Below are 24,813 nucleotides of genomic sequence, written 5' to 3'. Positions count from 1 at the left end.
ACTTTTACATTTTTGCGCATACCCAATCACACTTTATCTATGCTAGTATGAGCCCAGAATTGGCCTTAAAATGTAACCATAAATAATTATGTTTCAACCTGTTAGCCTGTTTATCGGGCTGAGATACAGTCGCTCCTCGAAAGGGAACGCATTTATCTCGTTTATTTCGTTTTTCTCCATTGCCGGTATCGCTATAGGGTTAATGGCATTATTTACAGTAAGCTCTGTGATGAATGGATTTGAAAATAACCTTAAAACTAACATGCTTGGCCTTATCCCTCATGTTGAAATTGCAGCTGAGGGGAAAACACAAGCACAAATGACGCAGCTGCAAAATGATATTTTGGCATCAAAATTTGTCAAACATGCCAGTTTATATCGCCACGGCGAAGCAATTTTGCAAACCAACCGTGATCTGCATGGCGTGTTATTGCAAGGCCTGTACGATGATAACGCATCGTTGTATAAAATTAGTGATAAGGTTGTTCAAGGTAATTGGCAAGCGGTTATGGCATCGCGCTATAACATTGCAGTTAGCCGTTACTTAACCCGAAAACTTGGTATTGGTTTAGGTGATAAAGTGCGAGTGATTATGCCTAATGCATCAACCTATACGCCTTTAGGCCGTGTACCGAGCCAACGTTTATTCACGGTTGCTGCCATTTATGAAACCGGCTCTGAGATTGATATGAGTTTGGCATTTACTAATGGAGAATCGTTGCAACGCATGTTAAAGCTACCAGCAAGTAGCGCACCTAATTTAAGCATATCTCTTAACGATCCTTTTGAATTAGATACCTTTAGTGCATCAGCGAGTAATATTTTAAGTCAGTATTCGGTGACCGATTGGCGTCAATCACAAGGCACTTTATTTGCCGCAGTGGCGATGGAAAAACGCATTATGTCAATGTTGCTCGCACTTATTGTATTAGTGGCGGTATTTAATATTGTTTCAGCGTTGACCATGATGGTGAGCGAGAAACAGAGTGAAGTCGCTATTTTACAAACGCTTGGTTTAACCCCCGCGCAAGTGCAGCAAGTATTTATGATCCAAGGTTTATATAATGGTTTGATTGGCACCAGTATTGGCGCAGGGCTTGGCCTATTACTCAGTGCATACATTAACGAAGTGTTAGCAGGCATTGGACTAAACCTGTTAACAGGAATTGCTTTGCCCGTTAAATTTGACGTGATGAGTTTATCACTGATTGCCGTTGGCAGTATTACCATGAGCTTTTTAGCCACTTTATATCCGGCGCGTAAAGCTGCCAATGTTAGCCCCGCAGAGGTATTGCGTTATGAATGATTTAGTTATCCAGTGTCAACAGTTAAGCAAAGTTTATCAAGATGGTGCCAGCCAAGTTGAGGTATTAAAAGGCATAGATTTAACCTTACAACAAGGCGAAATGTTGGCCATTGTTGGTAGTTCTGGTTCCGGTAAAAGCACCTTGTTGCATATTTTAGGCACCTTAGATTCACAAACTGCCGGTGTGGCTAAAATCAAAGGCCAGCAAGTTGCTAAATTATCTCGTGCTGAGCAAGCAAAATTTCGTAACGATCATTTAGGCTTTATTTACCAGTTTCATCATTTATTGATGGAATTCAATGCGGTTGAAAATGTTGCGATGCCTTTATTAATAAAAGGCCTCAGCGCTAAAGAGGCCAATGTTAAAGCCCTCGCAATGCTAGAAAAAGTAGGCTTATCTCATCGTAGTACTCATAAACCATCAATGTTATCGGGTGGTGAGCGCCAACGCGTGGCGATTGCTCGTGCATTAGTGACAGAGCCTGATCTGGTATTGGCAGATGAACCAACAGGCAATTTAGATAAACAAAATGCGATTAAAATTTACGATTTGATCAAAGATCTTAATAGTAGTTTAAACACCAGTTTTGTGGTGGTTACCCATGATCTGGAATTAGCCGACAAGCTAGGCAAAATCGCTTACCTTGATGATGGCAAGTTGGCAGTCAAAGAGGCCAGCTATGTTGCTTAGTGCTTATTTAAGTAAACGTTTCAGAGCAAGTTCAGGCAGTAGCGAAGAAAAAAATGGTTTTGTTAGCTTTATAGCAAAGGCATCAACTATTGGCATTTTACTCGGTGTTGCTGTGCTCATCGTTGCTTTATCAGTGATCAATGGATTTGAGCAGCAACTAGTACATCGTTTATTAAGTGTTGTACCACAAGTTGAGTATGTTGCACCAAATCGTGCAATTGATAACTGGCCTGAAAAAGTGGCAAAACTCAAACAACAACCCGGTGTAACCGGTGCAGCCCCGTTTATCAGTGTAAATGGTATGGCGCAGTATAAAAGTGAACTTAAAGCAGTTGAAGTACGCGGTGTAGATCCTGCTTTTGAAAGCGAAGTCTCTGCGGTTAACCAATTCACGCATGGTAAGTTGGTAAGTCAAATTAGCGAAGACGAAATAATATTAGGCCAGCAAATTGTAAAACAGTTAGGTGTAAAACAAGGGGAGTTAGTGACTTTATTGATCCCCCAAGTCAATCAAACCAGTACTGAAATATTAGCACCCAAAAGGGTAAGCTTAACCTTAGCCGGTATTATCGAAATGGGTGGGCCAATTGATAGTAGCGCGGCATTTATTCATTTAAGAAAAGCGCAATCTGTGCTTGGTTACAAACAGCAGCAAGTAACCGGGTTACGCTTGGCGGTAACTGATGTATTCCAAGCGCACCAAATTGCGCTACGGGTTGGCCAAACAATCGATGACTATGTGTATATTTCTAGCTGGTTTAGAACCCAAGGCAGCTTGTATCAAGATATACAAATGGTCAGAACCATTGTTTATATTGTGGTATTTTTAATTATTGCAGTGGCGAGTTTTAATATTGTTTCATCGTTGGTGATGGAAGTGCGAGAAAAACAGGCCAACATTGCCATTTTAAAAACCATGGGCGCAAAAGACAGCACGATTTTAGCAACCTTCATTTTACAAGGACTTAGCCAAGCATTTATCGGTGTAGTGCTAGGCAGTTTTATTGGGGTAATGCTAGCGCTGAATATCAGTGAGTTGTTTACTTTGATAAGTCAGTTACTTGGGGCTAACCCGCTGGAAGGGGTTTATTTTATTGAGTTTTTACCCAGCAAACTGGTTTGGCAAGATATAGTGGTTACTGTGATAGTCACATTTATTCTCGCGGTACTGGCAACCATTTACCCCGCATGGCAAGCAACCCGTGTTGATCCTGCCAAGGTGCTTGGTAACTGATCTATTTGTCTATTACCTTCATCAGAATGAGATTTTAGGCCGAGCCACAACACCAGCACCGGGTGTTTTTTAAGCCAGTTTGGCTCGCGTTTTTAATTTTGCGTATACAGTAACTGGTTGATATGTTCAGCCAGATCCACTGTATTTGGATCATCCTGCTGTTTTATATTTTCTATTGTAATGTTTGCTAAACAGTCATTACTGGCGATAAGTACAATATTTTTGTACTGCTTAAACTCAATGACAATAAACTCACGAAACAATGGACGCAGTAATAACAGCAAGTTGATCACTTGTTGCTCGTTGTGAGGAGCGAGGTTGATAGCTATCTTTCCCAAACAAGTAAGCCGTTTAAAACAAGCATGCCAAAATCCGTGTTTTTGTAATAGAGCTTGGTGTGACTGCGCACTAAAAATATCAATTAAAATCACATCAAAACTCTGCTGACACCGAGTAATAAAATTTTCGGCGCAATCATTAATAATTGGGGTTGTTTCATCAAGTAAAAAATAGTGATGCGCAGCTGCAATAATATCGGCGTTGATTTCGACAGACGTAAGTTGAATTGCTTGATTTTTTAAGACACGTTCAAAACAACCACTGCCAGCACCTAAATTGAGTACGCGATCATTTGCTGATAGCGGCAATAGGCTCAAAAACATGGCTTGATTAACCGGCGCACAGAGTAAATTTGGCTGTAATTTATCCATAACGCCTTGTATAACGTGATTATCGGCTAAGGTAAACCAGCGATGCTGGCTGTTTTCCACGATGCGTAAAAGCCCGTACTGACTACGTATACTTGCCATTGTGCTGTCATGGCTAGGCTGTGTTAAATCAAGCATCAGTGGTGTAATGTCGATATGGGCACAGTGGCGTGGGGGTTGCGTAAAATATCAATAGGGGTGCCTCATTAACTCTGTTAAACTGTACGGCTTCTAAATAAGCCAGCAATACTTGCTTGGTTGTCTTATCTTACTCTGGAATTTACTTTGACTAATAATGATATTTTACGTCGTCTGCGTTATACCTTTAATTTAACTGATACTAACATGATTGAAATTTTTGCAGCGGCGGATCATGTCGTCACACCACTGCAAGTGACAGGTTGGCTGACGAAAGAAAGTGAAGCCGGACATGTAGAGCCAAGCGATACTGAGTTTGCGACTTTTCTTAATGGCTTTATTAATACAAAACGCGGCAAGCGTGATGGCGAGCAACCTGTTCCAGAGAGCAAACTAAATAATAATATTATTTTAATGAAATTGCGTATCGCACTAAATATGAAAACAGAAGATGTGATTGAGGTGCTTGCCTTGACCGATTTTAATTTAAGCAAACATGAGCTAAGTGCTTTCTCACGTAAAGCGGAGAATAAACATTACCGTGTCTGTAATGATCAAATCTTACGTAACTTTTTAACCGGTATTCAGTTGCAAAACCGCCCAACAATTAGCGGCGAATAATCTAGCAGATCATATTCGCAGGACTTTAGCGCGGATATGATCAATCCCCTTTAATAAAACCTCTTTTAAAATACGCCAAGACTCATTTTGCGCTGTGCTACTTTTCTCCACAATACTAAATTTAATTACTTTTTATAGATTTATATTCACTTACAGTGGGTAATAATTTATTGGGCTTTATGCTAACTCAAAAATAATTCACGTTGTAGGGCGTTAAATAGACTGCAATAGCATGCTACAGTGGTGAAAATTGCCATTACTTTAAGGTTCTTACTGTATGAAGCATAAACTTGATCATGTCTATTTCAATATTTGATAAAACAATAACAATTAACACGGAAGCATAATTATGAATTATATCCACAATACTATTGCACAGTTAAAACACACCAGCCCCGCACAATGCGAATTTTATCAAGCCGTTGAAGAAGTGCTTGAGTCTCTCGAACCTATACTCGAAAACGTGAGTAAATACCAAAAAAACGCCATTATTCAACGCTTAGTCGAGCCTGAACGACAAATTATGTTTAGAGTGCCTTGGCTTGACGATAACGGCAACATTCAGGTTAATAAAGGTTATCGGATTGAATTTAACTCAAGCTTAGGGCCATACAAAGGCGGTTTACGTTTTCACCCGAGTGTTAATGCCAGCATCATAAAATTTTTGGGGTTTGAGCAAATTTTTAAAAACGCATTAACCGGGTTACCTATTGGTGGTGGCAAAGGCGGCGCTAATTTTGACCCTAAAGGCCGCTCGGATGCTGAAATAATGCGTTTTTGCCAATCATTTATGAACGAATTATATCGCCATATTGGCCCAACAACTGATGTACCCGCAGGGGATATTGGCGTGGGGGCGCGTGAAATAGGCTATATGTTTGGTCAGTATAAACGTTTAACCGGTCGTTATGATGGTGCATTTACGGGGAAAAGTTTATTGTGGGGTGGCTCATTAGTACGCAAAGAAGCCACTGGCTATGGTGCGGTATATTTTGCAAATTATATGCTACAAGCTCGCGATGACAGCTTGCAAGGTAAGCGCTGCTTAGTGTCTGGCGCTGGCAATGTCGCAATTTATGCGATGGAAAAACTCTATCAGTTAGGGGCAACCCCGATCACTTGTAGTGATTCAACGGGCACGCTTTATCATGAAGCGGGTATTGATCTGGCACATGTTAAACAGCTCAAAGAAGGTGATCGGGCAAGTTTAGCCCGTTATGTAGATAAACACAGCGATGCGCAATATATTCCTGCTGCAGATTATCCCGATGATGGTCATGCGGTGTGGCGTTTTGTCGCTGATGCGGCTTTTCCCTGTGCGACACAAAACGAGTTGACCGAGTCCGATGCCCAGGCGCTAATTAATAATGGCTGTATTTTGGTGAGTGAAGGTGCAAATATGCCAAGCACAAAAGCGGCCATCGATGTGTTTCTCGATGCTAATATTGCTTACGGGCCAGGTAAAGCCGCCAATGCCGGTGGTGTTGCAACCAGCCAATTAGAAATGGCGCAAAATGCCAGTATGCAAACGTGGACGTTTGCAGAAGTGGATACTAAGCTGCAACAGATCATGAAAAATATTTTTGATACCGCAAGCAATACCGCTGCTGAGTTTGGTGAGCCAGACAATTTAGTGTTAGGCGCTAATATTGCGGCGTTTCGCCGAGTTGCCGATGCGATGATAGAGCAGGGCGTTGTATAGTAGCGCCTCTGCTATTTAATTAACTCTCTACTTTTATTCGTCATATCCTGAATAAGAATTGTTCAGGATATAGCAAAAATAATGTATAATATTATTTAATAAGGTAAATTTAACTCGCTAATTTATAACAATAAACTATAGTGTGGATAAGGATCAGTGAGCTTATTAAGGAGAGTGCAGGTGCGACTTATTCCCGCAATTTTTTATTTTTCAAGTGCGACAGAGCACGACTTCCAAAATCAACTTAATAAAAGCTCAATGCGCCTTGCTGATGCATCACTCTACCTTGTAACACTTTTTTTATTGTCTTTTATTTTTATGGCTTGGTTTAATCAACAAGAGCCTGCTAATTCAACCATAACAATTTTACGTGTAGTTATGGTATTGCTATCGATAGTTCTGATTATTATAAATAAAACACTAAGTTCAGAGTACTTACATTCGCGCTTTTTTATTTATGCGGTTTTATTTTGTTTTTTATTTAGTTATTTCTTCTGGGTATATGTTCAGCGTTACGGTGAGTTGAAAGAGGGAGGGCCTATGCTTGTAGCGGCTGCATTTATAGCCATACCGATGCTGCACTTAGGACATAAACTGGTTTTATGGTCAATAATCGGCATTGCCTTGATATTTATTGAGCTTTTTTCTTCTACTTCGATTGTATGGACACTTTATTTTTATTTTAGCATGGTGATTGTATTGGCTATTGTGCAATATCAACTAGATACCTTATTAAGAAAGCAATATAAAGCGGAGTTATTTGAAACGGAAAAAGCTAACACCGATCAGTTAACAGGTATGCATAATCGGCATAGTTTTGATCGGCGCTGTAAAGCATTAATTAACAAGTTAGCGCCATCACAATATTTAGGGTTAGCCATGATTGATATCGACTATTTTAAAAAATATAACGATAACTACGGCCACTTAGAGGGAGATAACGTACTAATAGCAGTAGCAAACCGATTAAAGCATTGTGACGCTGATATTGTGGTGCGTTTTGGTGGTGAAGAATTCATATTGGTAAAAACATTGCAAGCGAATGAGCTAGATTGGTTAAGTGACTTACCTAAGTGCTTCGCAGACGACCCCATTGCACACCAATATTCACCTTTTAACCGTATTACTGTCTCTGCCGGTATTGCAATTGATCAATACACGACATACAGACCTTCAATAAAATCATTGTTAGCAACAGCTGATGTAGGGGTTTATAAAGCTAAAAATGCAGGACGAAATATCAGTATTACCGATTTTGTTGACCCTAAACAACCTGAAATTGAGTAAGACAATGCAAAGCACTAAGCTGATAGTGCTTCGCATTGAATCGGATTACGAAAATGCAGACTCGGCGAGCTCTTCTTGCATTAGTTCACGCATTTTAAATTTTTGTAGTTTGCCCGTTACTGTCATCGGGTACTGCTCAACAAACCGTATGTGTTTCGGTACTTTAAAATAGGCGAGTTTATCTTTCAAGAAAGCACGAATTTCTTGCTCGGTTAATACAGCATCTTCTTTGGGTTGCACCCAGGCACAGACTTCTTCACCGTATTTTTCATCATTAACCTGAGCTTCGGATAAGAAATTACTAATTTAAAGGAACTAAATGCTCGTTCCATGATCCGATCATTCGACCAAGAGTGATTAGAACAAAAAGGAACGAGCATGAACAAGTTAGTTGAAACGTACTGTGATGTCGATGATTTTTCAAAGTTATTTTTCCCAAGCTGGCAGCGTATATTGCTCGAAAATGGTGAAATTAAACGTCGAAGAGCATGCCGCTTATCTCCGTCAGAGGTGATGACTATTATCATCCATTTTCACCAGTCACATTACAGAGATTTCAAAAACTACTACCTTCACTATGTTTGCCGTCAACTTAAAGCCTATTTTCCAGAGTTGCTGAGTTACACAAGGTTTCTCGCGCTTATGCCTAGTGTGGTGGTTCCGATGTGCAGTTACCTCACATCAAAACTTGGCAAGCCCACAGGTATACAATTTGTTGACTCCACTAAAATAGAAGTGTGTCACATCATCAGAGCTAAAAGAAATAAAGTGTTTGAAGGCGTTGCTCATCATGGAAAAGGCACTATGGGTTGGTCATATGGATTCAAACTACATTTAATAATTAATCATTTAGGTGAGATTGTGGCGCTAAAGCTCACAACGGGCAATGTGGATGATCGAGAGCCTGTTTCTGATATGGCGGACTCTATCTTCGGAAAACTCTATGGCGACAAAGGTTATATCAGCAAAGCGCTCTCTGGTGAGTTACTAGAAAAAGGTGTCGAGTTGATCACGACGGTTCGAAAGAATATGAAGAAAAAATTTATTTCATTGTGGGACAGGGCTTTATTGAAAAAACGATTTATAATCGAAACGGTGAATGATCAATTGAAAAACATTTCTTACATTGAACACTCTAGACACCGCAGTATGCATGGCTTTATGCTAAATTTACTTGGTGGATTAATTGCCTATTGCCTAAAAGAGGAAAAGCCGTCATTAGATTTAACATCGCAAGAACTTGAAATTTTAGAGAGTAATAATCTAATGTTGGCTTAACCAGATCTCAGGTTTGTTAGAAAAGCATAGATTGTCGACAAAGAAAAGTGCTATACGACCAATGTAGCAATAAAAATCAAGAATTTTAGGCAATAAAAAACGCTAGCAGTAACTGCAAACATGGTTGCAATACTTACTAGCGTTACGCTCAGTGCGAGATAGAGGTTAATTAAAAATTAAAGCTCTTCACTGCGGTAGGTTTTTTTCATCAAATACACATAAGCGTTAACAAATGCATTTTCTTGGTACTTTTTCAGTCCAGTTTCTGCAAAATCGATAGGAATTGGATTACGCTTTAATTGCTCTTTAACTTCAGTCACTGTAAACAAGTGTACGTCGAGCTCTTTAATTAATTGAATCGCTGTTTCCATCTTAAAACCATTTGCACTGCCGGCAAACTTACCTTTTGGTGCACGTTGACGAATAGCGACAGAATCAATTTGGTAATCTTGCATTAGTTTTGCAAAATCAAATTGGAATTTACGCATTACTTCTGTGTCATTGCCGTTACCTAAGGTAAAGCGAGTTTGGCGAATATCGCGTATATCAAATACGTCTTTATCTTTTGTTAAAATACACAGTAGTACGTCACTACCTGTAATTTCTACACCGCATGTTCTCATTGTCATTCTCTAAATAACTAGTTTGTTACATTATACCCAAGTCACCTCAAGATGCGAGCGTCGTTGCCATTAAAAGCGATTTCAATGCCAATAGCACTGTGATCGCTGACGCAAATATCTTCATCTATTTGCTCAGGATTTAAATGACTGTCGAAACTTAAATAGCGTAAAGACTGTACTCGCGATAACACACACTTAGTATTAAAGTGGCCGGAGACTAAAATATAATCTAAAACATTGCCACGGCCCTTGTAATAATGAGTCACGGGTTTTATTTTACCTGCGATAGCCTCGCTACTTAATTCAAACGCGTCAGTGAGCCCAACGATGGGTTGTTCAAGCTCTAAGCAGGGTTCGCATCGAGTAGGGTGGAATCCTTGGGTCATAAATGATAATGCCGGGCTTTGTATATTGTCGTTAAAATCCCCCATCACTAAGGTGGCGCAATTTTTCTCGCGCTGGGTTTTTAGTGCATCGTAGTAAACGATTGAGGCTTCGAGTGAACGTGATATTTGCGATTGCATCATGCCAACCGTTTGCTGTAGTAAATTAAGTAACGGATCGTCTAAATTATGAATGTTTAACATATGCGCCATTGAATGCACTCGTTGTGATTTAAAATGCACCACATAACAGGCTAACTCACCAAAGCCAGGTACATCAAAGTGGCACTTAATTGGCGTGCGGTTAAATTTAAACTCATTTTGATTATTTAAATACTCAAGTAACTCAGGGCAAGGGGTTAATTCATGGCAGTGTTGAAAAGGAATTTTTGCAGCAATAGCGACCACTGGATTAAATAATACCTGCGGGTAGAGGTTGTCACTGCGCGGGCTGGCCACAGTTGCAAAATAGTCATAGCCTTGTTTTTTACAGACTACCTCGAGTTGTTTAGGGCTAAATACTTCTTGAAATGCCACAACGGTCGCTTGGCTTTGCTGCAGGAAGCGTGCAATAAACTGCTGTTTTTGCCGCCACTGTGTTGCATTGTAACGTTCGTGCAATTGATAAAACGAATAAGGCGCTGCATAATTAAGTAAATTTAAGGTGGCAAAACGGATACTTTTGAAAGCAGACATTCGATGATCCAACAGCTGAAATTGCATTAAGTATGAAATGCAGCGGTTATTTGTCAATTTGTCTGGCTAAATACTTGTATTTAGTGGCTTCAAACGCGACAATAACCGCTTGTGTTTGGTAAGACTCAACAAACGCATTAACCAAATACGGTTAAAATTAACAATGCTTATTCGTAAAAGCGTTGTCGAGTTACTCATTTTACTTTAATAAATACATGTGATGCATTGTAGGCGTCACCACTGTAGTAAGGATTTATAATGCCAGTTATTACTCTCCCTGACGGCAGTCAGCGTAGTTTTGAAAACCCAGTAAGCACTCTAGATGTAGCCAACGATATTGGCCCAGGCCTTGCCAAAGCAACCATAGCTGGTCGTGTTAACGGCACCCGTGTTGATGCCTGTGACTTAATTACAGACGATTCTCGCCTTGAAATCATCACCGCAAAAGATGATGATGGCCTTGAAATCATTCGTCACTCATGTGCTCACTTGATTGGTCATGCAGTTAAGCAATTGTTCCCTGAAGCAAAAATGGCAATTGGTCCTACCATCGATAACGGCTTTTACTATGATATCGATATGGAACACTCATTAAGTCAAGATGACTTAGAAGCCATTGAAAAACGTATGCTGCAGCTTGCTAAAACAAACTACGACGTGGTTAAGAAAACCGTAAGCTGGCAAGAAGCCCGCGATGCTTTTGCAGCACGTGGCGAAACATACAAAATTGAAATCCTTGATGAAAACATCAGCAAAGATGATCGTCCAGGTTTATATCATCATGAAGAATACGTCGACATGTGCCGCGGCCCGCACGTACCAAATATGCGTTTTTGCCAACACTTCAAAATAATGAAGGTGGCGGGCGCTTACTGGCGTGGTGATTCAGAAAATAAAATGTTGCAACGTATTTATGGCACTGCATGGGGCGATAAAAAACAGCTTAAAGCGTATTTACAACGCCTTGAAGAGGCTGAAAAGCGCGATCACCGTCGTATTGGTAAAGCACTCGACTTATGGCATTGGCAAGAAGAAGCACCAGGTATGGTGTTTTGGCATAACGATGGTTGGAGCATTTACCGCGAATTAGAAGAATTCGTACGTGAAAAACTGCGTGAATACCAATACGAAGAAGTTAAAGGTCCAATGATGATGGACCGTTCGTTATGGGAAAAATCAGGTCACTGGGAAAAATATTCAGAGGCCATGTTTACCACTGAGTCTGAAAAGCGTGAATACGCTATCAAACCAATGAACTGCCCAGGTCACGTACAGATCTTTAACCAAGGTTTAAAATCATACCGTGATTTACCGCTGCGTATGGCTGAATTTGGTTGTTGTCACCGTAATGAGCCATCAGGCGCATTACATGGCTTAATGCGTGTTCGTGGCTTTACGCAAGATGACGCGCATATCTTCTGTACTGAAGAGCAAATCATGGCCGAAGTATCAGCCTGTATTCAAATGGTCTATGATACTTATGAAACGTTCGGTTTTGAAAAAATTGTTGTTAAGTTGTCGACTCGCCCAGAACAACGCATTGGCGAAGACGAAATGTGGGACAAAGCAGAGCTTGCGCTTGCTGAAGCACTTAAAGCAAATAACATCGAATTTGACTATTTACCGGGTGAAGGTGCCTTCTACGGTCCAAAAATTGAATTTACTTTGTACGATTGCTTAGATAGAGCGTGGCAGTGTGGTACAGTGCAACTAGATTTTGCATTACCTGGGCGTTTAGGAGCAACTTATGTTGCTGAAAACAACGAACGTCGCACACCTGTTATGATCCACCGTGCAATTTTAGGTTCGATTGAACGCTTTATTGGTATTTTAACTGAAGAGTATGCCGGTTTATTCCCAACGTGGCTTGCGCCTAAGCAAGTAGTGATTATGAATATCACTGATAAACAAGCTGATTATGTGCAAGAAATTGTACAAAAATTAAATAAACTTGGAATTAGAGCCGCTGCTGACTTGAGAAATGAGAAGATTGGCTTTAAAATCCGTGAACATACATTAAAACGTATCCCATATTTACTGGTTGTTGGCGACAAAGAAGTCGAACAACAAGAAGTAGCAGTACGTACCCGCACAGGTGAAGATCTGGGCAAATTTAATGTTGATGACTTTGTCGCTAAAATTAGCGATGAAATTAAAAATCGACTATAAAAATCCAGCGTGTAGGGCATACATTTAATTGCTAACTACACGCTTATTATTAGATATTCTTGGAGGAACGTACCATTAGAGGCGGCAAGAAAGGGCAACAAACAGCCCAAAAAAATCGTATTAACGAAGAAATTACAGCTCAAGAAGTTCGCTTAATTGACATTGACGGCGAGCAAGCTGGAATTCAGTCATTAAAAGACGCGCAAACTATGGCTGATGCCGCTGGTGTTGATCTAGTAGAGATTAGCCCAAATGCTGAGCCGCCTGTTTGTAGAATCATGGACTACGGTAAGTTCATCTTTGAAAAAAGCAAAGAACTAAAAGAGCAGAAGAAGAAGCAAAAGCAAATCCAGATAAAAGAAATCAAATTCCGTCCTGGCACGGATGAAGGTGATTATCAGGTTAAGCTTCGCAACTTACGTAAGTTCTTAGAAGGTGGCGATAAAGCTAAGATTACCATCCGCTTCCGTGGTCGTGAAATGGCCCACCAAGAAATTGGTATCGAATTATTAAACCGTATCAAAGGCGATTTAGAAGAACTTGCAGTTGTTGAGTCTTTCCCAAATCGTGTTGAAGGCCGTCAAATGGTTATGATGATGGCGCCTGTTGCTAAAAAGCAATAAACAGGTTAAGATGCGCACCGAATTTAGCTCAGGTCACCAAGTAATACGCAAGTATTCACCTGTGCTAACCGGTATTAAAGTAAAACTGCAGCATTTATGTTGGGTTTTCACCGGACTATGGCAGTAAGTTAGGCCTAAAAGTGGAGCTATAGCAATATATCTCACGCCTGCTTACTAATTTTAAAGCAATACATTTGGAGTTATTGCAATGGCTTATAAGCTAAAAAGTCACAGAGGCGCAGCTAAGCGTTTCAAGAAAACTGCTTCTGGCGGTTTCAAGCGTAAACAAGCGCATCTTCGTCACATTCTGACTAAGAAAACTTCTAAGCGTAAGTTACACCTACGTCCTAAGATGATGGTTCATAAGAATGACCATGGTCTAGTTTCACGTATGTTACCATTCGCTTAATAGGGGTTTTTAGAAATGGCAAGAGTTAAACGCGGCGTTGTCGCACGTGCACGTCACAAAAAAGTTTTAAAACAAGCAAAAGGTTACTACGGAGCACGTTCACGTGTTTACCGCGTAGCTTTCCAGGCTGTTACTAAAGCGGGTCAATACGCTTACCGTGACCGTCGCGCGAAGAAACGTACTTTCCGTCAATTATGGATCGCACGTATCAATGCTGCTTCACGTCAAAATGGTCTGTCTTACAGCCGTTTTATCAATGGTCTTAAAAAGACATCTGTAGAAATCGATCGTAAGATCCTTGCAGATATCGCTGTTTATGACCAAGTTGCATTCGCAGCGCTTGTTGCAAAAGCAAAAGAAGGCCTAGCGGCAGCTTAAGCTTTTACAAATAAGTATTGAAAAGGAGCCAATGGCTCCTTTTTTTGTGGCTAAATTAAAGTACCTATACATTTGCTTTGCGGTAAGGCTCGTGAAAAGCGAGATAGTCGGTAGTGATCCCACCCTAATTAACGCTATATAATAATTACAAATAAATGAGGTAATTAACTATTTTGAATTGGCAATCCTTAGTTGATAACCGCCAACGGTTTTTCTGGGTCTTACAGATCGCCGGCTGGATAGGTTATGCACTTGTTAACTACATTGGCTCTAAAGTATTCGAAATGCGCGATATTTATGTATTTGTGATCGTGCTCAATGCTTACGCTGGATGTTTAATGACTGTGCCATTGCGTTATATGTATCGCAAGGCCTGGAATGCAGCGCCTTGGGTTTTAATGTTGGTGGTGTTCAGTGCGTCGTATGTTACCGGTACTTTGTGGGCGGTGATCCAAAAGTTTAATTTATGGGAAATCTATCGTCACGGTTATCGCCCAACAGAATGGTTTTACTATCTTCAACAAGGCTTAGATTCAGTTTATATTATTCTTTGTTGGAGTGGTTTGTACTTTGGTATCAAATACTATCAACTTTTACAAAGTGAGCGTCAAAAGGCGCTAAAAGCGACTACCATGGCACATGAAGCACAGCTAAAGATGCTGCGTTATCAATTAAACCCACACTTCTTATTTAATACCTTGAATGCGATCTCAACATTGATTTTGGTAAAAGAGAATAAAGATGCTAATTTAATGGTGTCAAAGCTGAGTGACTTTTTACGCTATACACTCAATACCGATCCGATAAAAAAAGTGCCACTTGAACAAGAGTTACATGCACTTATGCTTTATCTTGAAATAGAGCGAGTGCGCTTTGATGAACGATTACAAGTAAATGTACAAGTCAGTGATGAAGCAAAAAATGCATTAGTGCCAAGCTTGATTTTGCAACCGATCATCGAAAATGCGATTAAATATGCGATAGCTCATCTTAGTGAAGGTGGAGTGATTGATATTAAAGCACAAGTTTTTGCTAATGAACTATTACTGGAAGTAGGCGATAATGGCCCTGGTACTGAATTACTTAATGGCCAATTAGTTAATTCACAAGGGGTTGGGGTAGCAAATACTAAAGACCGGCTAAAAACCTTGTATGAAAATAACTATTCGTTTGTGTTATCACATAATACGCCAAGTGGATTGAAAGTAAATCTGCGCGTTCCGTTTGAAAAGGCTGTGAAAAAATGAGCAAGATTAAGACCCTGATTGTCGATGATGAACCATTAGCCCGTAGAGGCCTAGCTGTAAGATTGGAGGAGTTTGATGATATCGAAGTCATCAAACTATGTAACTCTGGTCAAGAGGCAATCGATGCATGTCAAGCAGGGAAGATAGATTTAGTTTTTTTAGATATTCAAATGCCAGGAATGAATGGATTTGAGGTTGCCAGAGCACTCAGTGAAAGTGTTAGAGCGTTACCTGCTATTGTGTTTGTTACCGCATTTGATCAGTTCGCAGTCAAAGCATTTGAAATTCATGCTTTAGATTACATTCTTAAACCAGTCGATGACAACAGACTAAAACAGGCGGTAGAAAAAGTGCATACCTACTTGAAGACGCAACAAGACAACGCCCATAAGAAAAAATTGGCAAGTTTTGTCGCTGGAATTACTGGCAATAATTGTGAAGAGATTTTGAAAAAACTGGCCACTGGCGATACCTTAACAGATCGTCGCTACCCAGAATCTTTAGCTGTGAAAGAGCAGGGTGAAATAATCCGTGTGCCTGTAGCGACAATTCAATGGGTTGATGCAGCTGGTGATTATATGTGCCTCCATTGCCAAGATGGGCAAACCCATATTCTTCGCAAAACCATGAAAGAACTAGAGCAGGAACTTGATCCGCAACTATTTGTTCGTGTACACCGCAGTGCGATTGTAAATACAAAACAAATTAGTAAGCTTGTTACTCAGGTAAGTGGTGAGTATTTATTAGTGCTCGATAATGGCCAAGAATTAAAAGTAAGCCGAAGTTATCGCGATAAAGTCAAAGCAGCGTTAGCAAGTTAATAAAATTAATATAAAAAACGCGAGCCTTGACTCGCGTTTTTTTACTGTGCTAAATAATTTATGGTATTAAGCAACAGTCACAATCTTCATGGTGTTAGTTGCACCAATCGTTTCCATTGCATCACCGTGAGTGATAATAACTGTATCGCCAGCTTGTAAAGAGCCTGCAGCTACTAAAGTGTTAAGCGCATCTTTTACCATGTTATCTTTTTCACATTTCGTTGAGTCAAAGAATACTGGGTAAACACCGCGATATAATGCTGTTTGGCCAAGTGTACTGGCATGACGAGACAATGAATAAATCGGTAGGCCAGAACTGATGCGTGACATCAATTTAGCTGTGCTGCCTGATTCAGTTAACGTTACAATCGCTTTCACAGAATCTAAATGATTTGCTGCATACATAGCAGATAAAGCGATTGATTCAGCGTTTGATGAAAAACGACTGTCTAAGCGATGCTTAGAAACGTGGGTTTCTTTTTGCGATTCTGCACCTAAACAAACGCGTGCCATGGTTGCAACGGTTTCTTCAGGGTAATCACCAGCTGCGGTTTCAGCTGAAAGCATCACAGCATCAGTGCCATCGAGTACAGCATTGGCAACGTCCATAACCTCTGCACGTGTTGGCATTGGGTTATCAATCATTGATTCCATCATTTGTGTTGCAGTGATCACTGTACGATTAAGTGAACGAGCACGACGGATAATAAGCTTTTGCTTACCCATTAATGCCGCATCACCAATCTCTACACCTAAGTCACCACGGGCAACCATTACAGCATCAGACGCTAAAACGATGTCATCAACGGCTTCAACAGTCTCAACCGCTTCTGCACGTTCAATTTTTGCTAACAACTGTGCGTTTGAACCAGCAGCTACTGCAAGTGAACGAACATAACGCATGTCATCGCCGCTGCGCGGGAATGAAACAGCGATGTAATCTACGCCAATTTCAGCGGCGGTGATTAAATCTTCTTTATCTTTTTCGGTAAACGCTGGAGCTGTTAAACCACCACCTAAACGGTTGATGCCTTTGTTATTTGATAACACGCCGCCAACAGTTACGGTGGTATAAACTAAGTGGCCTTCAACACTATCAACAGTCAGTTGGATCAAACCATCATTTAATAGTAATAAATCACCTGGTGCGACGTCTTGTGGAAGTTCTTTGTAATCAATACCAACAGCATTTACATCGCCTTGGCCTTTTTCCATTTTTGCATCAAGGATAAATTTAGCGCCAACAGGTAGCGTTACTTTGCCATCTTTAAATGTTGATACACGAATTTTTGGGCCTTGTAAGTCGGCTAAAATAGCAATGTGCTTGCCTAACTTATTAGCAATATCACGCACCGCTTGGGCACGATCTTTGTGATCTTGTGCAATACCGTGTGAAAAGTTCAAACGCACTACGTTTGCACCAGCACGGATTATTTTTTCTAAGTTATTATCTCGATCGGTTGCAGGTCCAAGGGTCGCGACTATTTTTGTGCGTCTAAGCATCAAATTCTCCTGTAGGCTTAATAAATGATAAGCAGGTTGACGGTTTTTCGTTATTTATATATGCCGTTTTAACTAACACGCATATTACAGTTTTTATGCTCAGCCAATACATTGTTCAATACAGTGTTATTTATTAGGCTGTCATAATTTTATACAAAAAATATGACCACATTATGACACCGGTGTCAGGTCTCGTCAATGCTCGGCTCAGAAATCCATACAAGGAAAATTCCCCTGTGGGAGGCGTTGTTTGATATAATTTGCCGTATCTTGTGTATTTTGCTGCGCATAGCGCGGTATCTGTTGTCTAAGCTCGCATTTTTAAGTGGCTTGGGTATATAATGCGCGCGGTATTATTTTCATTTACTAACCAATAGTTGTTACCGAGGAGGACACTAAATGCAAGTTGCATTAGTCGGGTTAGGCGTTATGGGTAAAAATCTTGCTCTGAACTTGATAGAACAGGGTATGACGCTAGTAGCTTATGATAAAAACCCAGATGCGGGCGAAGAGCTATTAAGCTGTGCTAAATTACAGGGCATGGCAGACCGTCTGCACATTGTGTCTGATTTAGCTGATATGGTAAAACGGTTAACGCCGCCTCGCTCAATCTTGTTATTAGTACCAGCAGGTGAGTTAGTTGATAAAGTGTGTAACGAATTAGTTGAAGCGGGCGTTGATTGCGACGACATTATTGTTGATTGCGGTAATAGTAATTATAAAGACGGCATATCGCGTAAACTGAAATATCAAAATAAATTTGAATTTGCCACTATGGGTATTTCTGGCGGTGCTGAAGGCGCTCGTCATGGACCTGCAATGATGGCAAGTGGTTCAGAAGGTGGCTGGGAGCGTGTCGAGTCATGGTTTGAGAAAGTTGCTGCAAGCTACAAAGGTGAATCGTGTTTTGCACGTGTCGGCCAGTCAGCCAGTGGTCATTTTGTTAAAATGGTACACAACGGTATTGAATACGCATTAATGCAATTAATTGCAGAAATGTATCAATTACTACGTTTAGGCACAAACCGCACACCACATGAAGTTGCTGAGATTTTTAATCAATGGTCTGAAGGGTCACTAAATAGTTATTTATTGTCTATTTCAAGTCATATCTTATCGTTAGAAACCGATACGAATGAAGCTTTAGTTGATTTAATTGATAACAAAGTGGGCGCCAAAGGCACTGGTTTGTGGACCGCACAAAATGCACTAGAGCTAGGCATTGCTGTGCCATCACTTGTTGCCGCTGTGCAAGCACGTCATTTAACCAATACCGGTGATACACACGCAGCAAAAGAAATGACCTACGCCGCTAAAGCAACGTCGCAAGTAGAGCTCGATTTAGACGAGCTTAAAGATGCGTTCTTGTTTGCAAGCTTGCTGGCATATCGCCAAGGCCTTGCGCTTATTAAAGGTGCATCACGTGCCCATCAATGGAAAGTAGACTTATCTAAAACGTTACAAACATGGCGCGCAGGGTGTATTATCCGAGCTGATTACTTAGATAATATTGCAGAGGGTGTTGAGTTTATCGATACACTCGAAAAAGAAGCGTTAGCACTGCGTAAGATAGCAGGCCAAGCGATGATGACCGGATTAGCATTCCCGGTATTAAGCTCTACGCAAACCTATTTTGCAACACTTACTACGCCAAGTAATGGTCATTTAGTACAAGCACAACGCGATTACTTTGGTGAGCATGGTATTAAAACTCACCGTGGTGAAGTGTGCCATTTAACTGATTTAGTTGAGATTGACGCGAAAGTTCGTTAATTAGACCAAACAGTTTAAATAAAAGGCACGCTAATTAGCGTGCCTTTTTAGTTTGAAAGATTGTTTTTAGTATAAAGCGCTGAGCTTATCTACTTAACTCACCACGTAAGTTGTCTTGCATGAGATGACGGATCGTTTCAATTTCAAGATTTTGACTAAATAAGTAATGTAGCTTAGTAAGGCATGCCTCTAGCGTCATATCGTAACCACTGATAACCCCGATGTTTAGCAATGCATTACCGGTTGCATAGCCGCCCATATTAACATGACCTTTTAAGCATTGCGTTAGGTTGATAATAACCATACCGCGTTTGCTTGCACTTGAAAGGATCTCTAAAAAGTCTGGATCTTGTGGCGCATTGCCGACCCCAAAGCTTAATAATACCAGCGCTTTGATATTATCATTTACCAGACTTTTAACCACCGCATGGCTTATCCCTGGATACAAATATAAAACCCCAATAGGCTGTGGCGTGATATTGGTGACTTGTAGTTCATTTTCAACGTACGGGCTCAACTGGCCTTTTAATAATTGAATATTAATGCCTGATAGCGCCAGTGGTTCAAGGTTTGGCGAGGCAAAGGCATCAAAACCATCGGCATGTGCTTTTGTTGCACGGTTGCCGCGAAATAATTGATTGTTGAAAAATAAACTAACCTCAGCAATCGGGTAGTTAGCCGCTAAATACATGGCATTAAGTAAATTGACTTGGCCGTCAGAGCGTAATTGCGAAAGGGGAATTTGTGAGCCTGTGACGATCACAGGTTTAGTTAAATTCTCAAACATAAATGACAGTGCCGATGCGGTATAGGCCATAGTGTCGGTACCGTGCAATACCACAAAGCCATCATAGTCTTGGTATTTACTTTTAATGTCTTCTGCGATTAATTGCCAATGGGCAGGGGACATATCTGACGAATCAATAAGCGGACAATACTCATGAATATCAAATAAAGGCATTTCATCACGATTAAATTCAGCATTGTTTGCCACGGTTTGTGTTAAAAAGCCTTCTGCAGGAATATAGCCTCGGCTTGATTTTTTCATGCCAATTGTACCGCCAGTATATGCGATATAAATACGTTTACGTTTCATAAAAAAAGCCCAGTAAAAAAACTGGGCTTAGTATAACGCTAAGTGCTAATCAATACAGCCTGTTAGGGCATTATTGTGAAATATTACACACTAAGCAGCGAGCATAAATCCCTTGCGGATCGTTGTAATCCTGCAAGCTTTCAACTTCAGTGCTTAACTGTTTAAGCAAGCCATTGATTGATGCTTGGTTAGATAATGCATTTTGTAAGGTACTTTGCGAGCCTATAAATGCTTTAACGGATGCGTTACCAAAAATATCTTGCATTAATTGCTCTTGCCCTGAAAGGCTATGCTTAATCGTTTTGACTTCGTAAAAATCAAGTTTAGCAAGTTCAGCGGCAGCTTTTATTGCGTCTTGTTTATTGCCAAGCTTATCAATTAAGCCCAGCTCTTGCGCTTGGCTGGCAATCCAAACACGGCCTTGGGCAATATTATCCACTTGCTCAGGTGTCATGTTGCGTGCTTCAGCAACCACTTCTAAAAAGCGCTGATAAGCATCTTCAACACTCAGTTGAATAACTTGTGCCATTTTCTCATTCAGTGGGCGGGTGACAGATAAGCCTGCCATTTCTGTTGTTGCTACACCGTCAGAATAAACACCTAATTTAGCCATGGTGTTTTCAAAGGTCATAAAGTTACCAAATACACCGATTGAGCCGGTAATGGTGCTTGGCGCAGCCCAAATTTCATTGGCTGCTGAGGCAATCCAGTAACCACCCGAGGCAGCCACAGAGCTCATCGAGGCAATAACAGGCTTGCCAGCGGCTTTAAGTGCCAGTACTTCAGCACGAATAACTTCAGACGCAAACATGCTGCCACCGCCTGAATCAATACGCAGTACTACGGCTTTAACTTTTTCATCTAAACGTGCTTTACGTAGTAACGCCGCTGTAGAATCACCACCGATTTCACCAGCTTTACGTTCGCCGTCAGAAATAGTACCGCGAGCAACAACAACAGCGACTTTTTCGGTTACTGGGTTATCAAACTCAATGGGCGGTTTAATTAATGACAAGTACTCGTTAAACGAAACTTGATTAAAGGTTTTACCGGTTTCTTCAGTGCCGACTAATGCAATCAATTCTTGGCGAACTTGTTGATTGGTTTTTAAAGAATCAACCCATTGATGTTCTAGAGCATAGCGACCTGAATCACCATTGACTGCTTGCATTTTTGCAAGGAAAACATCCATTGTTTCATCAAAGTTAGATTCATCAAATGGACGAACGGCGGCGACATCTTGTTTGTATTCTTGCCATAACGCGCCTAGCCAGACACTATTGGCTTCTTTTGCTGCATCTGACATGTCATTACGAATAAAAGGTTCAACAGCCGATTTGAACGTACCGACGCGGAAAATATGTTGGGTGATGCCAAGCTTTTCAAGCGCATCTTTAAAATACAGCGGATACATCGCAAAACCTTGAATTTCAACACCACCATAAGGGTGCATTGAGACTTCATCGGCGTGAGCGGCAAGATAATATTGTGCTTGTGAATAATAATAGCCTGATGCAATCACTTTTTTATCAGCCGCTTTAAAACGCTCAAGCGCTTGTGTGATCTGCTTTAATTTATTCAAATGCGCATTAGGCATTTTTTGTAAGTCTAGCAAAATTACGCTGATGCGCTGATCTTCTGTTGCTTGATCGATTACTTCGACAATATCATCAAGTAAAATTTCAGCAGGTTCATCATTACCCATTGTTGCATCATTGATGGCTGCTTCTACTGGATCTACGTAGGTTTTTTCTTCTACGATAGGGCCATTAAGATTGAGCCTAAGCACGGATGTGTCGGCTACTTTAATTTCATCATCATCGCTGGCTATTGAGACAATAAATAGAATCACAATTAGCACAAATAAAATATTGAGAACTAAGCGACGAGAAAAGTTAATTCCTGTCCACAGCCCTTTAAACAGCTTTGCAATCAAAATAAATCCTTAGTCTGGTACAACTTATATATAGCAACCATCTTAGCCTAGAATAAAAATTTATTTAACTGTTAAATCGTAACTAAGTGTTTATCAGCTACCATGTTAGTGAGTTTATCTGTAGAAATAATACATAATTTGGTGCTTTTGTTGCTTATTACTTGCCAATCAAGCAAAATTCGCTAATGTATAGAGGTTAGACCAGTTAACGGGGCAGAGGATGTTAGAACAACAATTACAATTAAAACACACACAATTACGCAATCGGTTAGTGATGGGGTCAATGCACACGGGGCTTGAAGAAGGGTGGCACAACCGAAAGCGGTTACGCGCTTTTTATGAAGCACGCGCAAAAGGTGGCACTGCAATGCTCATCACTGGCGGTTATAGCCCTAATTTACGTGGTAAGTTAACCCCCATTTCATCTTCTTTTAATAGCTATTATGATGTATTTAAGCACCGTACTTATACAGAGGCTGTGCATCAGCATGGCGGAAAGATTTGCTTACAATTATTACACGCTGGTCGCTATGCCTATCATCCATTTAATCAAGCGCCAAGTGCAATTAAAGCACCGATCAATCCTTATAAACCAAAAGCGATGTCTGCTGGCGCCATTAAAAAGACCATTAAAGACTTTGCTCAGTCGGCCTACTTAGCTCAAAAAGCAGGTTATGATGGTGTTGAAGTGATGGGATCTGAAGGCTATCTGATCAATGAATTTATGGCGCCACATACTAATAAACGCACAGACGAATACGGTGGCAGTTTAGAAAACCGCATGCGTTTAGCATTGGATATAGTCAAAGCGGTGCGTGCAAAAGTAGATAAAGAATTTTTAATTATCTTTCGTTTATCTGTGATGGATCTGATCCCTAATGGCTCCACTCCAGAAGAGGTCACGATCCAAGCTAAAGCTTTAGAGCACGCTGGGGTTGATATTTTTAATACTGGAATTGGCTGGCATGAAGCGCGCGTACCAACCATTGCTAGCATGGTACCGCCTGGTGCATTTAAAGAAGCATCAAAACGCTTAAAAGAAGTGGTATCGGTGCCTGTTATTGCTGTAAACCGCATAAACACCCCTGATATTGCAAATGAAATTTTAAACGCAGGGGATGCAGACTTAATTTCGATGGCACGCCCTCTGCTTGCCGATCCTGAATTTTTTAATAAATATAAAGCACAACACAGTGAGCAAATTAATATTTGTATCGGCTGTAACCAAGGCTGCTTAGATCATGTATTTAAAGGCAAGCGGGCCACTTGCTTAGTGAACCCACAAGCCGGGTTTGAACTAGATTACCCGCTTGAGCACACTGCAAAAGCGAAACGCGTGTTAGTTGTGGGTGCCGGACCTGCAGGTTTATCGGCGAGTTGTTATTTAGCGCAAAAAGGGCACACAGTGACGCTGATTGATAAAAATGCCGATATGGGCGGGCAATTTAATTTAGCAATGCGTATTCCTGGCAAAGAAGATTTTAATCACACCTTACGGTATTTTGTTAATGAACTTGAGCGTCTCAAAGTCACAGTAACACTCAATACTGCGTTTACAGATAGCATGCTTGATCAATACGATGAAGTGGTATTTGCAACGGGCGTACGTCCGCGCGAAGCCAACTTTACTTGTGCTGATGACAAACGGGTTTTTTCTTATGATGAAGTGATCCGCGGTGACGTTGAATTAGGTCAATCGATAGCGATTTTAGGCGCTGGCGGAATTGGTTTTGATATGGTTGCTTTTTTAAGCGAACATAAAAATCAAACTATCACTGAATTTAAAAGTCAGTGGGGTATTGAGTGCGAACCAAGCCCTCATAAAGATGCTCGGCAATTATTTATGCTCAAACGCAGTGCAGGGCGATTCGGCAGTGAACTGGGTAAAACCACCGGTTGGATACATCGCCAAGTTGCAAAGCAACATGGTGTAAAACAAATAGCTGATTGCCAGTACCATCACTTTGATGCGCAAGGTCTAAAAATTTCTATAGCAGGCGAACAGCAAGTTTTACCCGTCGATACGGTTATTGCTTGCATTGGTCAAGTGTCTAATAATGAGTTAATGTCGCAATTAACGGATAACCCAAAAGTACATGTAATTGGTGGGGCCAAGTTAGCGTCAGCGATTGATGCAAAACGGGCCATTTATGAAGCGCTACAAGTTGCGCGTAAAATTTAACTGAAATAAA

The 24,813-nt window shown here is 40.7% G+C and carries 21 protein-coding genes and 1 pseudogene; 15 read left to right on the top strand and 7 right to left on the bottom strand.

Annotated elements, in window-relative coordinates; genetic code table 11:
* The first annotated feature begins 88 nt into the window (after positions 1-88).
* The 3 genes from NDQ71_RS03280 to NDQ71_RS03270 are packed head-to-tail and all read left to right on the top strand — an operon-like array spanning position 89 to position 3,231.
* Positions 89-1,306, top strand: coding sequence for a lipoprotein-releasing ABC transporter permease subunit (locus tag NDQ71_RS03280; RefSeq protein ID WP_064666888.1), 1,218 nt, complete (start codon positions 89-91; stop codon positions 1,304-1,306).
* Positions 1,299-1,997, top strand: coding sequence for a lipoprotein-releasing ABC transporter ATP-binding protein LolD (gene lolD, locus NDQ71_RS03275; protein WP_064666887.1), 699 nt, complete (start codon positions 1,299-1,301; stop codon positions 1,995-1,997). Before NDQ71_RS03280 ends, lolD begins: the two co-directional genes overlap by 8 nt.
* Positions 1,987-3,231 carry a lipoprotein-releasing ABC transporter permease subunit gene (locus NDQ71_RS03270; protein ID WP_192540567.1) on the top strand — a complete coding sequence of 415 codons (1,245 nt, stop codon included), beginning with the start codon at positions 1,987-1,989 and terminating at the stop codon, positions 3,229-3,231. The genes lolD and NDQ71_RS03270 overlap by 11 nt, the downstream gene beginning before the upstream one ends.
* A 92-nt stretch (positions 3,232-3,323) precedes the next feature.
* Here NDQ71_RS03270 and NDQ71_RS03265 read toward each other — a convergent pair whose 3' ends face one another.
* Positions 3,324-4,040 (bottom strand): spermidine synthase, encoded by a 717-nt coding sequence (locus NDQ71_RS03265; RefSeq protein WP_192540568.1) that lies wholly within the window; start codon positions 4,038-4,040, stop codon positions 3,324-3,326.
* Between the two features lie 183 nt (positions 4,041-4,223).
* Between NDQ71_RS03265 and NDQ71_RS03260 the strand changes: the two genes are divergently transcribed.
* The 3 genes from NDQ71_RS03260 to NDQ71_RS03250 all read left to right on the top strand — a co-directional run bounded on the left by NDQ71_RS03260 (position 4,224) and on the right by NDQ71_RS03250 (position 7,686).
* Positions 4,224-4,697 (top strand): DUF1456 family protein, encoded by a 474-nt coding sequence (locus NDQ71_RS03260; protein ID WP_192540569.1) that lies wholly within the window; start codon positions 4,224-4,226, stop codon positions 4,695-4,697.
* A 349-nt stretch (positions 4,698-5,046) separates the two neighbouring features.
* Complete coding sequence (gdhA, locus tag NDQ71_RS03255; RefSeq protein ID WP_301562255.1) at positions 5,047-6,399, top strand: NADP-specific glutamate dehydrogenase; 1,353 nt, start codon at positions 5,047-5,049, stop codon at positions 6,397-6,399.
* Between the two features lie 180 nt (positions 6,400-6,579).
* The gene (locus NDQ71_RS03250; RefSeq protein WP_024601039.1) at positions 6,580-7,686 is read left to right on the top strand and encodes a GGDEF domain-containing protein; all 1,107 of its coding nucleotides are present in this window, start codon (positions 6,580-6,582) and stop codon (positions 7,684-7,686) included.
* A 45-nt stretch (positions 7,687-7,731) separates the two neighbouring features.
* On the opposite strand, the pseudogene NDQ71_RS03245 reads toward NDQ71_RS03250, so the two are convergent.
* Positions 7,732-7,965 (bottom strand): annotated as a pseudogene (locus tag NDQ71_RS03245) (AMP-binding protein); the annotation flags it as partial.
* A 99-nt stretch (positions 7,966-8,064) separates the two neighbouring features.
* Here NDQ71_RS03245 and NDQ71_RS03240 point away from each other — a divergent pair.
* A complete protein-coding gene (locus NDQ71_RS03240) occupies positions 8,065-8,964 on the top strand; it encodes an IS982 family transposase (protein WP_033103763.1) in 900 nt (299 codons plus the stop codon).
* Between the two features lie 176 nt (positions 8,965-9,140).
* Here the strand turns inward: NDQ71_RS03240 and NDQ71_RS03235 are convergent, their stop codons facing one another.
* Complete coding sequence (locus NDQ71_RS03235) at positions 9,141-9,587, bottom strand: DUF3010 family protein (RefSeq protein WP_064666315.1); 447 nt, start codon at positions 9,585-9,587, stop codon at positions 9,141-9,143.
* A gap of 41 nt (positions 9,588-9,628) precedes the next feature.
* Positions 9,629-10,666 (bottom strand): endonuclease/exonuclease/phosphatase family protein, encoded by a 1,038-nt coding sequence (locus tag NDQ71_RS03230; protein ID WP_301562254.1) that lies wholly within the window; start codon positions 10,664-10,666, stop codon positions 9,629-9,631.
* 258 nt (positions 10,667-10,924) lie between these two features.
* On the opposite strand from NDQ71_RS03230, the gene thrS reads away from it, so the two are divergent.
* From thrS to NDQ71_RS03200, 6 genes are all read left to right on the top strand, one after another.
* Positions 10,925-12,835 (top strand): threonine--tRNA ligase, encoded by a 1,911-nt coding sequence (gene thrS, locus NDQ71_RS03225; RefSeq protein WP_064666313.1) that lies wholly within the window; start codon positions 10,925-10,927, stop codon positions 12,833-12,835.
* Positions 12,836-12,894: 59 nt separating this feature from the next.
* Positions 12,895-13,458 carry a translation initiation factor IF-3 gene (gene infC, locus NDQ71_RS03220; RefSeq protein WP_084448114.1) on the top strand — a complete coding sequence of 188 codons (564 nt, stop codon included), beginning with the start codon at positions 12,895-12,897 and terminating at the stop codon, positions 13,456-13,458.
* Between the two features lie 208 nt (positions 13,459-13,666).
* Complete coding sequence (rpmI, locus tag NDQ71_RS03215) at positions 13,667-13,867, top strand: 50S ribosomal protein L35 (RefSeq protein ID WP_004587840.1); 201 nt, start codon at positions 13,667-13,669, stop codon at positions 13,865-13,867.
* Between the two features lie 15 nt (positions 13,868-13,882).
* Positions 13,883-14,245, top strand: coding sequence for a 50S ribosomal protein L20 (gene rplT, locus NDQ71_RS03210; protein WP_008110477.1), 363 nt, complete (start codon positions 13,883-13,885; stop codon positions 14,243-14,245).
* A 173-nt stretch (positions 14,246-14,418) separates the two neighbouring features.
* Positions 14,419-15,492 carry a sensor histidine kinase gene (locus tag NDQ71_RS03205; RefSeq protein ID WP_064666312.1) on the top strand — a complete coding sequence of 358 codons (1,074 nt, stop codon included), beginning with the start codon at positions 14,419-14,421 and terminating at the stop codon, positions 15,490-15,492.
* Positions 15,489-16,313, top strand: coding sequence for a LytTR family DNA-binding domain-containing protein (locus NDQ71_RS03200; protein ID WP_064666311.1), 825 nt, complete (start codon positions 15,489-15,491; stop codon positions 16,311-16,313). The genes NDQ71_RS03205 and NDQ71_RS03200 overlap by 4 nt, the downstream gene beginning before the upstream one ends.
* A gap of 66 nt (positions 16,314-16,379) precedes the next feature.
* Here the strand turns inward: NDQ71_RS03200 and pyk are convergent, their stop codons facing one another.
* Positions 16,380-17,816 carry a pyruvate kinase gene (gene pyk / locus NDQ71_RS03195; RefSeq protein WP_192541945.1) on the bottom strand — a complete coding sequence of 479 codons (1,437 nt, stop codon included), beginning with the start codon at positions 17,814-17,816 and terminating at the stop codon, positions 16,380-16,382.
* Positions 17,817-18,215: 399 nt separating this feature from the next.
* On the opposite strand from pyk, the gene gndA reads away from it, so the two are divergent.
* On the top strand, positions 18,216-19,589 hold the full coding sequence (gndA, locus tag NDQ71_RS03190) for an NADP-dependent phosphogluconate dehydrogenase (protein ID WP_192541944.1): 1,374 nt from the start codon (positions 18,216-18,218) through the stop codon (positions 19,587-19,589).
* Positions 19,590-19,674: 85 nt separating this feature from the next.
* Here gndA and ansA read toward each other — a convergent pair whose 3' ends face one another.
* Together ansA and sppA are read right to left on the bottom strand one after the other, a co-directional pair.
* On the bottom strand, positions 19,675-20,685 hold the full coding sequence (gene ansA, locus NDQ71_RS03185) for an asparaginase (protein ID WP_064666308.1): 1,011 nt from the start codon (positions 20,683-20,685) through the stop codon (positions 19,675-19,677).
* A 70-nt stretch (positions 20,686-20,755) separates the two neighbouring features.
* Entirely contained in the window at positions 20,756-22,621 is a 1,866-nt protein-coding gene (gene sppA, locus NDQ71_RS03180) for a signal peptide peptidase SppA (protein WP_064666307.1), read from the bottom strand.
* A gap of 220 nt (positions 22,622-22,841) precedes the next feature.
* On the opposite strand from sppA, the gene NDQ71_RS03175 reads away from it, so the two are divergent.
* Positions 22,842-24,803, top strand: coding sequence for an FAD-dependent oxidoreductase (locus NDQ71_RS03175; RefSeq protein ID WP_301562253.1), 1,962 nt, complete (start codon positions 22,842-22,844; stop codon positions 24,801-24,803).
* Positions 24,804-24,813 lie beyond the last annotated feature (10 nt).

This window comes from Pseudoalteromonas sp. KG3, assembly GCF_030436385.1.
Lineage (GTDB): Bacteria > Pseudomonadota > Gammaproteobacteria > Enterobacterales > Alteromonadaceae > Pseudoalteromonas > Pseudoalteromonas prydzensis.
Note: the sequence above shows the minus strand (reverse complement) of the source record. Positions and strands in the feature narration are given on the sequence as shown.

Excerpts from the sequence above, each read along its gene's own strand:
- NDQ71_RS03280 (WP_064666888.1), top strand. The coding sequence starts at position 89 with ATGTTTCAACCTGTTAGCCTGTTTATCGGGCTGAGATACAGTCGCTCC.
- lolD (WP_064666887.1), top strand. The coding sequence starts at position 1,299 with ATGAATGATTTAGTTATCCAGTGTCAACAGTTAAGCAAAGTTTATCAA.
- NDQ71_RS03270 (WP_192540567.1), top strand. The coding sequence starts at position 1,987 with ATGTTGCTTAGTGCTTATTTAAGTAAACGTTTCAGAGCAAGTTCAGGC.
- NDQ71_RS03265 (WP_192540568.1), bottom strand. The coding sequence starts at position 4,040 with ATGGCAAGTATACGTAGTCAGTACGGGCTTTTACGCATCGTGGAAAAC.
- gdhA (WP_301562255.1), top strand. The coding sequence starts at position 5,047 with ATGAATTATATCCACAATACTATTGCACAGTTAAAACACACCAGCCCC.
- NDQ71_RS03240 (WP_033103763.1), top strand. The coding sequence starts at position 8,065 with ATGAACAAGTTAGTTGAAACGTACTGTGATGTCGATGATTTTTCAAAG.
- NDQ71_RS03235 (WP_064666315.1), bottom strand. The coding sequence starts at position 9,587 with ATGAGAACATGCGGTGTAGAAATTACAGGTAGTGACGTACTACTGTGT.
- NDQ71_RS03230 (WP_301562254.1), bottom strand. The coding sequence starts at position 10,666 with ATGTCTGCTTTCAAAAGTATCCGTTTTGCCACCTTAAATTTACTTAAT.
- thrS (WP_064666313.1), top strand. The coding sequence starts at position 10,925 with ATGCCAGTTATTACTCTCCCTGACGGCAGTCAGCGTAGTTTTGAAAAC.
- rpmI (WP_004587840.1), top strand. The coding sequence starts at position 13,667 with ATGGCTTATAAGCTAAAAAGTCACAGAGGCGCAGCTAAGCGTTTCAAG.
- rplT (WP_008110477.1), top strand. The coding sequence starts at position 13,883 with ATGGCAAGAGTTAAACGCGGCGTTGTCGCACGTGCACGTCACAAAAAA.
- NDQ71_RS03200 (WP_064666311.1), top strand. The coding sequence starts at position 15,489 with ATGAGCAAGATTAAGACCCTGATTGTCGATGATGAACCATTAGCCCGT.
- pyk (WP_192541945.1), bottom strand. The coding sequence starts at position 17,816 with ATGCTTAGACGCACAAAAATAGTCGCGACCCTTGGACCTGCAACCGAT.
- gndA (WP_192541944.1), top strand. The coding sequence starts at position 18,216 with ATGCAAGTTGCATTAGTCGGGTTAGGCGTTATGGGTAAAAATCTTGCT.
- ansA (WP_064666308.1), bottom strand. The coding sequence starts at position 20,685 with ATGAAACGTAAACGTATTTATATCGCATATACTGGCGGTACAATTGGC.
- NDQ71_RS03175 (WP_301562253.1), top strand. The coding sequence starts at position 22,842 with ATGTTAGAACAACAATTACAATTAAAACACACACAATTACGCAATCGG.